17 protein-coding genes and 1 pseudogene are annotated in these 13394 nt (G+C 39.9%); 12 read left to right on the forward strand and 6 right to left on the reverse strand.

The window, feature by feature from the left end:
- Positions 1-15 precede the first annotated feature (15 nt).
- Positions 16-552, forward strand: a complete 537-nt coding sequence (locus BPR_RS03225) for a bL17 family ribosomal protein (RefSeq protein WP_013280027.1) — start codon at positions 16-18, stop codon at positions 550-552.
- Positions 553-654: 102 nt separating this feature from the next.
- On the opposite strand, the gene BPR_RS03230 is transcribed toward BPR_RS03225, so the two are convergent.
- Complete coding sequence (locus BPR_RS03230; protein ID WP_013280028.1) at positions 655-1548, reverse strand: M15 family metallopeptidase; 894 nt, start codon at positions 1546-1548, stop codon at positions 655-657.
- A 178-nt stretch (positions 1549-1726) separates the two neighbouring features.
- On the opposite strand from BPR_RS03230, the gene BPR_RS03235 reads away from it, so the two are divergent.
- The 6 genes from BPR_RS03235 to rpsI all read left to right on the forward strand — a co-directional run bounded on the left by BPR_RS03235 (position 1727) and on the right by rpsI (position 6278).
- Positions 1727-2584: an energy-coupling factor transporter ATPase gene (locus tag BPR_RS03235; protein ID WP_013280029.1), complete on the forward strand. Its 858-nt coding sequence runs from the start codon at positions 1727-1729 to the stop codon at positions 2582-2584.
- A gap of 15 nt (positions 2585-2599) precedes the next feature.
- Complete coding sequence (locus tag BPR_RS03240) at positions 2600-3451, forward strand: energy-coupling factor transporter ATPase (RefSeq protein ID WP_013280030.1); 852 nt, start codon at positions 2600-2602, stop codon at positions 3449-3451.
- The gene (locus BPR_RS03245; RefSeq protein WP_013280031.1) at positions 3445-4248 is read left to right on the forward strand and encodes an energy-coupling factor transporter transmembrane component T family protein; all 804 of its coding nucleotides are present in this window, start codon (positions 3445-3447) and stop codon (positions 4246-4248) included. Before BPR_RS03240 ends, BPR_RS03245 begins: the two co-directional genes overlap by 7 nt.
- A 70-nt stretch (positions 4249-4318) precedes the next feature.
- Positions 4319-5107, forward strand: a complete 789-nt coding sequence (gene truA, locus BPR_RS03250; protein WP_013280032.1) for a tRNA pseudouridine(38-40) synthase TruA — start codon at positions 4319-4321, stop codon at positions 5105-5107.
- Between the two features lie 317 nt (positions 5108-5424).
- Positions 5425-5853: a 50S ribosomal protein L13 gene (rplM, locus tag BPR_RS03255; protein ID WP_013280033.1), complete on the forward strand. Its 429-nt coding sequence runs from the start codon at positions 5425-5427 to the stop codon at positions 5851-5853.
- 26 nt (positions 5854-5879) lie between these two features.
- Entirely contained in the window at positions 5880-6278 is a 399-nt protein-coding gene (gene rpsI / locus BPR_RS03260) for a 30S ribosomal protein S9 (RefSeq protein WP_042256441.1), read from the forward strand.
- Between the two features lie 156 nt (positions 6279-6434).
- Here the strand turns inward: rpsI and BPR_RS03265 are convergent, their stop codons facing one another.
- The 3 genes from BPR_RS03265 to BPR_RS03275 all read right to left on the reverse strand — a co-directional run bounded on the left by BPR_RS03265 (position 6435) and on the right by BPR_RS03275 (position 8067).
- A complete protein-coding gene (locus BPR_RS03265; protein ID WP_013280035.1) occupies positions 6435-7271 on the reverse strand; it encodes a tyrosine-type recombinase/integrase in 837 nt (278 codons plus the stop codon).
- Positions 7249-7458 (reverse strand): hypothetical protein, encoded by a 210-nt coding sequence (locus BPR_RS21205; RefSeq protein WP_013280036.1) that lies wholly within the window; start codon positions 7456-7458, stop codon positions 7249-7251. The genes BPR_RS03265 and BPR_RS21205 overlap by 23 nt, the downstream gene beginning before the upstream one ends.
- Positions 7459-7542: 84 nt before the next feature.
- Entirely contained in the window at positions 7543-8067 is a 525-nt protein-coding gene (locus BPR_RS03275; RefSeq protein ID WP_013280037.1) for a helix-turn-helix domain-containing protein, read from the reverse strand.
- 162 nt (positions 8068-8229) lie between these two features.
- Between BPR_RS03275 and BPR_RS03280 the strand changes: the two genes are divergently transcribed.
- From BPR_RS03280 to BPR_RS20940, 3 genes are all read left to right on the forward strand, one after another.
- A complete protein-coding gene (locus tag BPR_RS03280; RefSeq protein ID WP_013280038.1) occupies positions 8230-8466 on the forward strand; it encodes a hypothetical protein in 237 nt (78 codons plus the stop codon).
- Between the two features lie 130 nt (positions 8467-8596).
- Positions 8597-9571, forward strand: coding sequence for an AAA family ATPase (locus tag BPR_RS03285; RefSeq protein WP_013280039.1), 975 nt, complete (start codon positions 8597-8599; stop codon positions 9569-9571).
- A gap of 107 nt (positions 9572-9678) precedes the next feature.
- On the forward strand, positions 9679-9831 hold the full coding sequence (locus BPR_RS20940) for a hypothetical protein (RefSeq protein WP_167531139.1): 153 nt from the start codon (positions 9679-9681) through the stop codon (positions 9829-9831).
- A gap of 387 nt (positions 9832-10218) precedes the next feature.
- Here BPR_RS20940 and BPR_RS03295 read toward each other — a convergent pair whose 3' ends face one another.
- A complete protein-coding gene (locus tag BPR_RS03295) occupies positions 10219-11337 on the reverse strand; it encodes an IS110 family RNA-guided transposase (RefSeq protein ID WP_013280040.1) in 1119 nt (372 codons plus the stop codon).
- Positions 11338-11443: 106 nt separating this feature from the next.
- Here BPR_RS03295 and BPR_RS21595 point away from each other — a divergent pair.
- Positions 11444-11560, forward strand: a pseudogene (locus BPR_RS21595) (complexin-2); the annotation flags it as partial.
- Positions 11561-11767: 207 nt separating this feature from the next.
- Positions 11768-12847 (forward strand): plasmid recombination protein, encoded by a 1080-nt coding sequence (locus BPR_RS03300; protein ID WP_013280041.1) that lies wholly within the window; start codon positions 11768-11770, stop codon positions 12845-12847.
- Positions 12848-13048: 201 nt separating this feature from the next.
- Here BPR_RS03300 and BPR_RS03305 read toward each other — a convergent pair whose 3' ends face one another.
- Entirely contained in the window at positions 13049-13375 is a 327-nt protein-coding gene (locus tag BPR_RS03305; protein ID WP_013280042.1) for a winged helix-turn-helix transcriptional regulator, read from the reverse strand.
- Positions 13376-13394 lie beyond the last annotated feature (19 nt).

The following is a 13394-nucleotide window of genomic DNA, read 5'->3' on the forward strand; positions in this document are numbered from 1 at the left end:
AGGATGTAAAACATTATGGCAATGTACAGAAAGCTTGGAAAAGCTACAAAACCTAGAAGAGCACTTCTTCGTAACCAGGTAACAGCACTTCTTTACAATGGAAAGATTGTTACTACTGAGGCTAGAGCTAAGGAAATCAAGAAGATCGTAGAGCCTATGATCACTCTTGCAGCTAAGGAGAAAGACAACTACGAGACACTTACTGTTGATTGCAAGGTTCCTGAGAAGGACAAAGACGGTAAGAGAGTAAAGGAAGTTGTTGACGGCAAGAAGGTTACAAAGTTCACAACTGTTAAGAAGGAAATCAAGAAGGATATGCCTTCAAGAATGCACGCTAGACGTCAGCTTCTTAAGACTCTTTATCCAGTAGTTGAAGTTCCTACTGAGAAGGCTGGAAGAAAGAAGAACACTAAGGAAGTTGATCTTGTAGCTAAGCTTTTCGATGAGTATGGACCAAAGTATGCAGATCGTAAGGGTGGTTACACTCGTATGATCAAGATCGGCCAGAGAAAAGGCGATGCAGCTATGATGGTTGTTCTTGAGCTTGTATAAGCAGCGAGAAACGTCAGATAAAAAATAATGAAACAGAGTTTATGGATGTTTACATCCAATAAACTCTGTTTTTTTATTTTAGTTGTTGCGGCAACTGCGTTATTATTTCTTTTCAAAGTGCTGATAATCTTTGACGGAATTCCAATCACCGCCCCATCTAAATCCATGCGCTTTGAACAACTTGCAAGCCAGATCATTTTCATCAATCTTATATGGAAACGCTGATGATCTATCTTCATAGATCCGGCTACCTTCGGGAGACACATTCGTAGTCCCGTCCTTGTTATAAGTAATGTATGGATTGTAAAAAGGATTTAGATCAATGGCCAGACCATAAGCGTGTTTGGACAATTTCTTGGTACCATCAACTACACGGTAGTTAAAACAGGAAGTATTATTGGCTTCCATGGAGGCTGTGTCATCGCCGTTATATTCGTCAATCAGCTTAACGCTCTCAATCTGATAACCGCTTGAATAAAGCTCATAGAAGATTTCTACTATATCCTGGGCTATAGATTTATTACATATAAGCTCTCCATGCTGAGTATTTCCCTCAAAATCGTTATATAGAAGACTGCAGTATCTAAGATCGTCAATACTTATGTTATCGTTTTCAACGTAAGACACACCAGTGATTTTATCTATGATGTTCAGAGGCAATGATCCATAAGAAAAACCATCAGCATAGGTTACTATATCTGAAGCATAGTTGGATTCACTGGTATAGAAACTGACAGAAGAATCTGAATTAACCGAAGCACTATCAGATGATGAAGTATCAGCAGCACCTGCAGTAATCGAAGCACTTGTAGACGATGAAGCATCAAAAGCATCTGCAGTAACCGAAACACTGGTAGATGAAGCATCAGAAACTACACTTCTGCTTTCGTTATATTCTGCCAAGGTCTCTCCTTTTGCCATAAATCTTGCTGCTATCGAACAACCGATAATAATTGCACCGAGCAAAACAAAATCTTTAGTATATTTATTATTCAATTTTTCTTTTCCCCCGAATTGGTTATATATAATTTACTCAATTTGAATATATTTATAATACCACTAATAGCTTGTATTTGCCTGTGAACTCTAGTAAAATTATGCAGTGTCGGGGATTGAATAAAAACCTGACAAGCGTTATAGATTGATTAGTCAGCTTTTTTATAAGGATAAGAACATGCTGCGTACAGATAAACTTGTATTTGAATATATTAGAAGAGATGAAGAGGGCAACGTAGAGGGCATTACCAGAGCAGTAGATAATGTCAATCTGGATATTAAGCCGGGCGAATTTATAGCTATTCTTGGGCACAATGGGTCAGGTAAATCTACACTTGCCAAGCACTTTAATGCTCTTTTGTATCCTACAGAGGGAGAGGTTTTCGTAGATGGTATGAATACCGAGGACGAGAGCCATCTCTGGGATATCAGGCAGGAAGCAGGAATGGTATTTCAGAATCCTGACAACCAGATAATTGGTCAGGTTGTAGAAGAGGATGTTGGATTTGGACCTGAAAATATGGGAATTCCAACTGACGAGATATGGGAAAGAGTCGACGAGAGCCTTAAAACAGTAGGTATGCTTCAATTCAGGAAATCATCTCCCAATCATTTGTCCGGTGGCCAGAAGCAGAGGGTATCTATCGCCGGTGTTATAGCGATGCACCCTAAGTGCATTATTTTTGATGAACCAACCGCGATGCTCGATCCAAATGGACGAAAAGAGGTAATCAGGGCTGCCAGAGCTCTTAATCAGGTTGAGAATATCACAATAATCCTCATTACTCACTACATGGAAGAAGTTATCTATGCGGACAGAGTATTTGTTATGGATAAAGGTCATGTTGAGATGACCGGAACACCAAGAGAGATCTTTTCACAAGTTGATAAGTTAAAAGAGCTGAGACTTGGTGTTCCACAGGTGACTCTTTTAGCACATGAGCTCAAAAAGGCCGGCCTTCCGCTTCCGGATGGTGTACTTAGCAGAGAAGAGCTGGTTGAGGAACTCAAGAAGATTAAGAAATCAGCCAGATAGTCTTGGAGAAAATAAATGTCAATAATACTTGATCACGTTAATTACATATATGATGAAGATACAGCCATGGCACATGCTGCCCTCATAGATGTTTGTCTTAATATCCCTGATGGACAGTTTGTTGGCCTTATAGGGCATACCGGCTCTGGCAAGTCAACACTTATTCAGCATATGAATGGCCTGGAGAAACCAACAAGTGGATGTGTTTTTTATAATGGACAGGATATCAATGATCCTGATTATGATAAAAAGAGTTTGAGAGCCAAGGTTGGGCTGGTTTTTCAGTATCCTGAACATCAGCTTTTTGAGACAGATTGTTTTAAAGATGTGTGTTTTGGTCCCAAGAACCTGGGACTATCTCAAAAAGAAGTTGAACTTCGTGCATATGAGGCACTCAAACAGGTTGGCTTTGATGATGACTATTTTTACCAGTCACCATTTGATCTATCAGGTGGGCAAAAGAGAAGAGTGGCAATAGCTGGAGTCCTTGCTATGAAGCCGGAAGTATTGATATTGGATGAACCTACAGCCGGGCTTGATCCAAAGGGACGTGAGGATATACTTAATCTGATATCCAGGCTTCATCAGGAAATGGGAATTACAATTATTCTTGTAAGCCATAGCATGGATGATGTTGCCAATTACGTTCAGAGAATAATTGTTATGAATAAAGGGCGCGTTGCTTTTGATGATGAACCCAAAGAAGTTTTCAGGCATTATAAGGAACTTGAAGAAATTGGACTTGCTGCACCACAGGTTACGTATGTGATGCAGGAGCTGCACGAAGCTGGAATTCCGGTTGATACAGATGTTACGACACTGGAAGATGCAAAAATAGAGATATTAAAGGCGTTTGGAAAATGCTAAGAGATATTACGTTAGGACAATACTATAGAACTGAATCGGTAATACATTCGCTTGATCCCAGAGTCAAGCTTGTAGCAACATTTGCATTCATTATTTCACTGTTTGTTGCCAATAATTTTGTGGGCTATATTATAGCAGCACTTTTTCTGGCTTTTGCTATTTATGAATCGAAGGTACCACCAAAGTATATTTTCAGAGGAATGAAGACTATTTTTTTCCTGCTGCTAATTACTATGGTGTTCAATTTGTTCCTCACACCGGGAACACCGATTGTGAGTTTCTGGAAGATCACGATTACAATTGAGGGCATCAGAATGGCTACGATGATGGCTGTAAGGCTGATATTTCTGATAACAGGCTCCTCTCTTATGACACTTACTACAACTCCTAATCATTTGACAGATGGTCTGGAAAGACTCCTCAGGCCGCTTAGACTGTTCAAAGTTCCTGTTCATGAGATTTCAATGATGATGTCTATTGCACTTAGATTCATCCCAATCCTTATGGAAGAAACTGACAAGATCATGAAAGCGCAGATGGCCAGAGGAGCTGATTTTGAGAGTGGATCTTTGATCAATAGAGCCAAGAGCCTTGTGCCCCTTCTTGTGCCTCTTTTTATATCAGCATTTAGAAGAGCCAATGATTTAGCAATGGCTATGGAAGCCAGATGCTATAAAGGCGGCGATGGCAGAACCAAGATGAAACCTCTTATCTACGAAAAGAGAGACAGACTGGCGTATTTGGTTATAATACTTTACTTGGTGGTTATAGTAGTTTTCGGAAGAATTCTATTCTGATTTTGCATTATGTTATGATACAAAAAATATCAGGATATTTGATATTTATTGATATATAAAGGTTTGAGTAATGAATAATATCCGTAGGATTATGCTGACAGTTTCATATGATGGAACAGCATATAACGGCTGGGCTGAGCAGACCAGCACCCCTAACACCATAGAAGGAGAGCTGAATAGGGCAATAGAGAGGCTTACAGGTGAACCAGTGCATGTCATTGGAGCCAGTAGGACGGATGCCGGAGTGCATGCTTATGGAAATGTGGCGGTATTTGATACTGCCAGTTCAATTCCTGGAGACAGATTTGTTTTTGCCCTCAATCATGAACTTCCTCAGGATATTCGTATTGTTAATTCAAGGGAAGTAGCAACTTCTTTTCATCCGAGACACTGTGATACGGAAAAGACATATGAATACAGGATATTCAACTCGCAGATCATGGATCCGACAAAGCGCTTTTATACTTGTCACTTTAGTATGCCATTAGACATCGGACGTATGAATGCGGCAGCTCATTACCTTGTGGGCGAGCATGATTTTACAAGTTTCTGCAATGTAGAATCACAGGCGCTTAGCCATGTCAGAACAATAAAAGATATCAGAGTTACCAGAAATGGTGATGAAGTTGTTATCTCTGTGACCGGAAACGGCTTTTTGTACAATATGGTACGGATAATTGCCGGAACACTTATGCAGATAGGCCGCGGAAAGGGAACTCCGGCTGAGGTAAAAGACATCCTTGATAAGAAATACAGAGGAGCGGCAGGTCCAACAGCACCTGCAGAAGGCTTATTTTTGGTAGAATATAAATTTTTGGATGGAATACCCGGCCCTGATACGGATTGCAAAAGCAATTAAGATATCGATAAGCGGTTTAAATGAATATCAATAAATAGTTTAAATCGTTTGATCTTTCAGAAGATTAAATTTTGGTAAATTTATGCTTTTATTCCAATTTTAACCTTGACAATCCGAGGGCTGAGGTCATATAATATCTTACTGTGTGACGGTATATCCGTATGCACATTTATCAGTCAGATGACTGATGTTTTTGGTAATGTCATATTGTTGTCCCGGTAAGCTGCAATATGTACATCGTTATAAATGCATTGATCAGGTGAAGGGTCATTGCACAGTATCAATTTAATGAGCAATTATTTACTGGAGGAAACACAATGAAAACTTATATGCCTAGTGCAACTACAGTTGAGAAGAAGTGGTATGTAGTTGATGCTACAGATATGACACTTGGACGTCTTGCTTCTAACGTTGCAAATGTACTTAGAGGAAAGAACAAGCCAATCTACACTCCTAACATCGACACAGGAGACTATGTAATCGTTATCAATGCTGAGAAGATTAAGGTTTCTGGTAAGAAGCTTGATCAGAAGATGTATTGGCACCACACAGATTATGTTGGACATCACAAGGAGTTCTCACTTCGTCAGATGCTCCAGGACAAGCCTGAGAGAGTTATCGAGCATGCCGTTAAGGGAATGCTTCCTAAGGGATCTCTTGGTAGAGAGATGTACACAAAACTCCATGTATACGCAGGAGCTGAGCATCCACATGCAGCTCAGAAGCCTGAAGTATTAACATTTTAATCGGGTAGTTGAAAGGAGAACATAAAATGGCAAAGTCAGCTAGTTACTACGGAACAGGTAGAAGAAAAAAGTCAATCGCAAGAGTATACCTTGTATCCGGAAATGGAAATATAACAATTAACAAGAGACCTATCGATGAGTATTTCGGACTTGAGACACTCAAGGTTATCGTTAGACAGCCACTCGTTGCTACAGAGACAGCAGATAAGTTTGATGTTGTAGTTACAGTAAGAGGTGGCGGCACAACAGGTCAGGCTGGTGCTATCAGACATGGTATTTCAAGAGCTCTTCTTCAGGCTGATTCAGATGAGTACAGACCTACACTTAAGAAGGCTGGTTACCTTACAAGAGATCCTCGTATGAAGGAAAGAAAGAAATACGGTCTCAAGAAAGCTCGTAGAGCACCTCAGTTCTCAAAGAGATAATCTTTCGAGATTCAAAAAGAATTTACAAACCTCAGGAACTCAGTGTTTCTGGGGTTTTTCTTTTATCTATAATTGTATTCAGTTGTGGTGAAACGCAGAAAATTTTGTACCGTAAACAGCGAGTAAACAGCAGGTAGACAGCAAAATTCTCAAGCCTTAGATTTTGTTAATTGCTTCTACCAGAGACTGGATATCAAGGTGTGTGTACACTTTCTCGGTCAGAGACATTGCTCCGGAGTGTCCTACGATTTTCTTGATCATTGTAGGATCCACATGAGCTTCCGCCAGCATTGATATGCAGGTGTGCCTAGTATCATGAGGATTGTGCTCCATACCAAGGTTTTCTATTAGTGGTGTCCAGTAGCTGTCTTTATAGTTCCTGTAGGTGAATTTTTTGTTGTCATCTGTGTGAAGAAGGTATTCACAGTCAGAGGATTCATACCAGGCTTTGTAGAATGGTAGAACCTTATCTGCTATAGGAACCTTTCTGATACCATTTTCAGTCTTACTTAGTATCACATCGAAATACTGTTCTTCAAGATGAACATTTTTCTTTTCCAAATCCAGTAGTTCAGATATTCTACAGCCGTTGTAAATCAGCATCAGTACTGTCTGGTAGAACGGATCATCCTTGAGTTCCCATAGCCTGTCAATCTCAGCTTTTGAAAAGATATCTCTCTCAACCTTATTTGGATTTTTGTCCTTATACTTGAGGATATCTACAAATTCGGAATAGTCCTTGTTACAGATATCGTTCTTAAGGGCGTAATCGTAAAGCTGATTGAAAAGGACTTTGATCTTACGGAGTGTAGGATAATTTTTTCCGCAGGTATCAATGACATTTTGAAGCTCTGCCAGCCTTATATCTCTAAAAGTTTTGTTGTAAAGGGTTCCACATACGTTATATGAGGCTGTATACCCATGCACATTGGATTTAGAGATGGTAGGATACTTTGCTTCAGACCAGGCATTATATACGTCTGTGAATGTCATTTTTGGCAGCTTTTGTATCAAATGGATTCTGATGATAATCTGATAGCATTTGCAAGCCTTCCTGCTTGGTTTCAGCATATCCTATGACATTGTACGTCTGCTTTTTGGTACCTTTTTCCGGATCAATGGTCCATCCGGTGGTTACTCTTACCATATAGGGCTTTCTGCGTTTTCCGGACATTTTCATAACACTTCCATATCCGTTTGGTAATTTCGAATAATATCGACCTCCTTTGATGCTCAGGTAATTTATGAAAAAGGGGATAATCCCTTAATCACCTTTCTTATCGGGCAATGCTACATTTGCGTAGTATGCAAGCTCTGTTTCAAACCAGTGATTAAATCTATCTTTATTTGATAGGCCTTGTTCAAGGCTTTCTCGTTCATCTGCGTATCTTTCCAGAAAAAGGCAGAGATCTGCGTTGTTTTCTGCTATTTCATCGTTTCCCATGAATTTAAGGCTACAGCTCCACTCTTCAGTTTTTGGCGGGCGATTTACGTCTATATTGAAGTGAAGACCTGCTTTTTTATTTAATTCGTTTAGAACATAGAGGACATCTGAGAGTGTATTTAAAGTGATGTTCTTCTTCTGATATCCAATAAGTTCAGCAGGAGAGATATTAAGATTATTTGCTATCTCATTCAGTACACCTATTGAAGGCTCTATTTCACCGCTTTCATATTTCTGTACTGTACGCATGGTTTTACCTAGTCTGTTAGCCAGTTCAGTTTGACTGAGGTGCTGAGCTTTTCTGGCTTCTTTAATTCTATTTCCTATATCAGATCCATTATTCATTGTACTGACCTCCTTGTGTGAATTGTAACACGTAGTAACACGAATTACAAGAGCGCATTACGAATTGAAAATACATATTTATTGTTGACAAATGAATTATGAAGACGTATTATCAAAATACGAACTAATAATTCGTATTTTGAAAGAAGGGAGGTGAAAAGTATGGAAGACAAAAAGTTATATGTAGAACTACCAAGATTTACCGGTAGAAATGTTCCTATAACTGAGGTTGCCGAGGCAATGCACAAGGATGCACAGTTCGTAAGAATTGGAATCCAGCAGGGGATATTCAAATTTGGATATGCCATGAAGAAAGAGAATTCCAGTGAATACAACTACTATTGTCCAGACAGAAAGGTATGGGAAGAGATTGGATACTTTAGTCCAGAAGCAGTCTAAAATGAAAAAACTCTCTTGCCGGTAACAAGAGAGTAAATGAAAAGCCGGAGCTTTTGTAAATTTGATTAAATAAAGTATAGCAAGGGTTCCGGCCAAGTTCAACAAAAAAAGTAAGATTGGAGGAATCTAAATGGAAACAAGCAAACCAGAATTAAAGCTTATCCAGATGTCAGATGTAGAAGCTGAAGAAGTTTCCTGGCTATGGTATCCGTTTATACCATATGGAAAGCTTACCATCATTCAGGGAGATCCCGGGGATGGAAAAACAACTTTTGTACTAAATGCATCAGCGAAGTTATCAAAAGGAATTTCGTTAGATACAGGTCTGCAGAGTGAGGAACCAATAAACATCATATATCAGACAGCAGAAGACGGACTGGCTGATACGGTAAAGCCAAGACTTGAAGGTGCCGGGGCTGACTGCTCCAAAATCCATGTGATAGATGAGAGTGATAAATCGCTATCAATGGTAGATGAGAGAGTTGAACAGGCAATCATAAGGACTGGAGCAAAACTTTTGATTATGGATCCACTACAGGCATATCTCGGAGGCGGAATGGATATGAATAGAGCTAACGAAGCAAGAGATATGACTAAGAAGCTGGGAGCTTTGGCAGAGAAGTACAAATGTGCAATCATCCTAATCGGACACATGAACAAGGCTTCCGGAAACAAGGCAGCCTATAGAGGGATGGGATCAATTGACTTCTACGCAGTAGCAAGAAGTGTCCTGCTGGTAGGAAGGATAGAAGGAGAACCGGAACTAAGGGCAATAGTCCAAATAAAGAACAACTTAGCAGCATTTGGACATTCAAAGGCCTTCAGATTATCAGAAAAGGGATTCGAGTGGATTGGAGATTATGAAATAACCGCTGACGAAGTTCTCGGAGGAATTGCACCGAAAGCGAATAAGCAGGAAAAGGCGATAGCTCTTCTGAGAGAATTGGCTGAAGACCATAATATGATCCTAAGTAACGAGGCAGTAGAACTGGCTAAAGAAGAGGATATATCAAAAAGAACTCTGGAGATAGCCAAAAATGAACTTGGGATAAAAGCCAGGAGAATCAACAATACCTGGTACTGGATATTGAAAGAGAACGAATGATAATCAAGACCGCAACAATGTAAGGTATCTGAAGTTACACTCTTAAGATTGCAAGGTTGTAAAAAGATAAAGACACTGCATTGTTGCGGACTAGAAGAAAGGGACGAATGAAAAACGTACAGATATCACAGGAATTATTTATAAGGCTGGTACGATTACTGGTCTTTGAGTTTGATGAAGATACTGATCTGATCAAAAAAGAACTTGAAGACAAGATGGAAAAACTGATATGTAATGACCTCCTGTCAAGCAAAAAATGACTGGAATCACCACAAACATATTTAATTGTTGCTGAAGGCACCTTGAAAGAGCCTCGGGGTATCAGTTCCCGGCATTGGCCACTCTGATATACGTGGATTGGTTACCGACAGGTCAATGGTCCGCCGTGAGCTCTACCGTCTAGTTGCGTGGATCACAAATTTCTCTGTGCCAACATAGTTTTATCGTAGATAGCTCTAACCTTGAAATGGCCGAAGCCCTTTCAAGATGTCTTCAGTTGGTACTTGTTGGTGGCCAGATGTAAATGGCGTAAGCCATCTTACATCTGCTTGATTACCCGCTATAACAGCGGGGTGAAGATGTCAAGGCTGCGAAGCACCGCCCACGGCGGCTTGGCCTTGATATCGGAGGCGCGATGTTATACCTGATCATGCTATATTATCGGTTATCATGCCCCACATGAAGCAGGCAAGTTCTCTTGCTATTGCAGTTTTAGCCACATTGTGTTTCTTGCTTTTACCAAGAACCATTTTGTAAAACTTGCGTCTTAGCCTTTCATTAGCTTTATCAGCATATGCAATGACTTGAGGTGAGTTGCCAATCTGACGGGATTTAAGTGCTTTTGATTTATGTCCGATTTGTCCTTTGCTGTATGACTGGGATGATTCTATAAGAAGCTGTCTAACATGACGATTTCCGGCTTTTGTGATTCCAAGCCTTGACTTTTCATCACCACTGGATTCTTCACCAGGCACAAGTCCAAGATATGCAGCAAACTGATTGGCTGATGCAAAACGTTTGAAATCACCTACTTCAACCAATACAGATAGTGCTGTGTGAGTTTGAACCCCGATGAAACAGCAGAGTTTTTTAACAGGCTCTCTGTATTCATCTTTTAAAGCAAGTTCTTCTATTCGCTTGTCTAAACGTTCAAGCTTATCTCTCAAGTTTATGTAGGTCAGCAGATATTCATCGAGTATTTCTTTATACAGTGCCTCAGGCTTTAATGATTTTAACCAGTTCACATGAGCTTCTGTCCAGTGACTTTTTCCTTCATAGCGATAGTCGTGGCGAAGACAAAACGAAAGTATTTGTTGCTTCACTTTCTTGAGTGCAAGCTTATGATCATCTCTCATACGGAGAAACTCTTTTGTTTCTTCATCTGTAGAAGTAGGAACATGAACAGGACTGTAATTGTGCTGAGCCAGACATTTGCCAATCAATTCAGCATCACGTTTATCAGTTTTAATTCTTTTGCCACTACGCGGTTCAAGCATAGTGGTTGGTGCAAGTATCACACAGTTAACGTTATGATTAGTTAACTGATGATATAAAGTATAGCCGAGACATCCGGCTTCATAACCGCATATAAAGTTTGTATCATTTCCGTAGATGGTTCTAAGGAATTCCAGATATTTTAGGACTTCCTTGTAATCAGCGTGGGTGCGCCTTGTATGAGACGCCTTCTCTGTTTCGATTAAATAATCGCAGAGAGTAAAACTTTCCTTATGTACATCCATTCCTACGTAAACTGTGATATTATTCATTTAGTGACCTCCCTTTGTATGCGGTAATCCCTGTTACCATTGACTCAACATCTTTAGTATACAGGTAAATCCACGTTGCTACATAGTGGAGGTCATTACATATTGTCTAGTGAGGCATGAAATCTATTCAAAGTTCAAGACAGCACCCACAGAAGAGGAGAAGGAAAAAGCTCGTCAGGACTACCTCGATATGGTGGGGATGCACAAGGATTTTAGATGGTGATTTCCCTTGATGGATTGAACGGGAGCGTGACACGCTCCGGTAATAATCAGCCAAGGAATGAATGATTTGGCAGGCGAGCGGAGCGAGCTTCCCCATAACGTGTCGTTATGGGTAACCCCCTATGGATAATGACATTACACATCATTATCCGGGGGCTCTCCGAGGGGCCTGCCGGCGGCAAAAAAATATTATGAAAGGAGTTTGTTTATGATAACAGTAACATTTCACATCTCATGTAAGAAACATTCGCTCACCAAAACAAGAGATGTGGTTTCGGTGAGCAAGCACAATCTCCGATTATTTCAAAGCGAAGAGTATAACGAAGAAATGATCGAAGTGGAAGTCGGGAGTGAAGTAAATATTCTCGATGATGTAAAAGAGATTTATGAAAGGGAATTCTCTGAGGTACTTGCAGAATACAACAAAGGTAAAAGAAGTGACAGACAGATTCATGACTATCTGGAGTATGTATCCGAAAGTAAAAAGAATGATGTGGCTACGGAGGTAATTCTCCAAGTAGGGGATAAGGAATTCTGGGCGGATAAGACGAGAGAACAGTGGAATGCAATGAAGCCACTCTTGAGGGAACAGCTTGAATATGTAAAAGAGATAGTTCCGGAATTCAAAATCGCTTCAGCAGTAACACACTTGGATGAGGATTCACCTCATATGCACGTAGTAGGAGTTCCGGTAGCAACAGGATACAAACGAGGACTAAGCAAACAGGTGGCAAAAACAAAAGTATTCGACCAGAAAAGATTAGAAACGATACAGGATCAGATGCACGATTTTGTAGAACAGCAGATGAAGGACCATCCGGAGATCTTTGGAGATGAAACACTTAAGCCAAAAGAAAAAGGCAGGAATAGTGACTTCTCAAAAGAATTCTACTTAAGGCTAAAGCAGCAAGAATATGAAAAGCTGGAAGATAAGTGCCAAGAGAAGGAAACACAGATTGAAGCTCTGGATGATACAGCTAAAGAAATGAAGCAGGATATCGAAAGTAAGGTCGACCAATATGTGGACTCAGTAGTGAATTCTGAAATGAAAAAGGAATTCATGAGATACGCAACACTTGAAAATCCAAAGACTACACTGGGAAAAATAGTCTCAAAAGCTTTTAAAACATTCAAGGAATGGTGGGACAAGACTAAGAAGCCTGAGATAGCTGAAAAGGCTAAAACGAGCATTTTACAAAAGCTAAGAGAAAGCCAGGCAATAGTTGATCAGAGAAAAGAGCAACAAGTCCCTAATCTTAATAGGAATAATCTAATGTCTGAGAGATGAATAACTGATAGTGCATTAGGCAAGGGCGTGAAAACGCCCTTGTTTTATGCACATAATATTGAACAGGGTGGTAGATATAGGTATAATTATAAACAGTTGCTACAAAGTAAAAATTTAAGTATTATGCACCATTAAGATAGAAAGAGGCGTCGCCCAGATTGATTGATATGTGATCACATCTAAGCGACAGCCCCTTTATTTTTATTCTAATGATTTTTTATAGTCTTTTCCCCATGATTCCATAGAGCTTATGATAGGTCGCATGGATTCACCGAGATCAGAAAGGGCATATTCAACTCTTGGAGGGACTTCTGGATAAACTGTTCTTGTTATAATCCCATCTTCTTCCATTGATCTAAGGGAATCTGTCAGAACTTTCTGGCTGATGCCTTCAAGACTGTTTTTTAGTTCATTAAAACGCCATGGTCTTACAAGAAGGTTTCGCATAATCAGTAATTTCCATTTGCTTCCTATAAGACTTACTGTTGTTGCAACAGGGCACTCAGGTAATTCATCTTTTGTTTTCATAAGAACTCCTTTCTATACT

This window comes from Butyrivibrio proteoclasticus B316 (assembly GCF_000145035.1).
GTDB classification, from domain to species: domain Bacteria; phylum Bacillota; class Clostridia; order Lachnospirales; family Lachnospiraceae; genus Butyrivibrio; species Butyrivibrio proteoclasticus.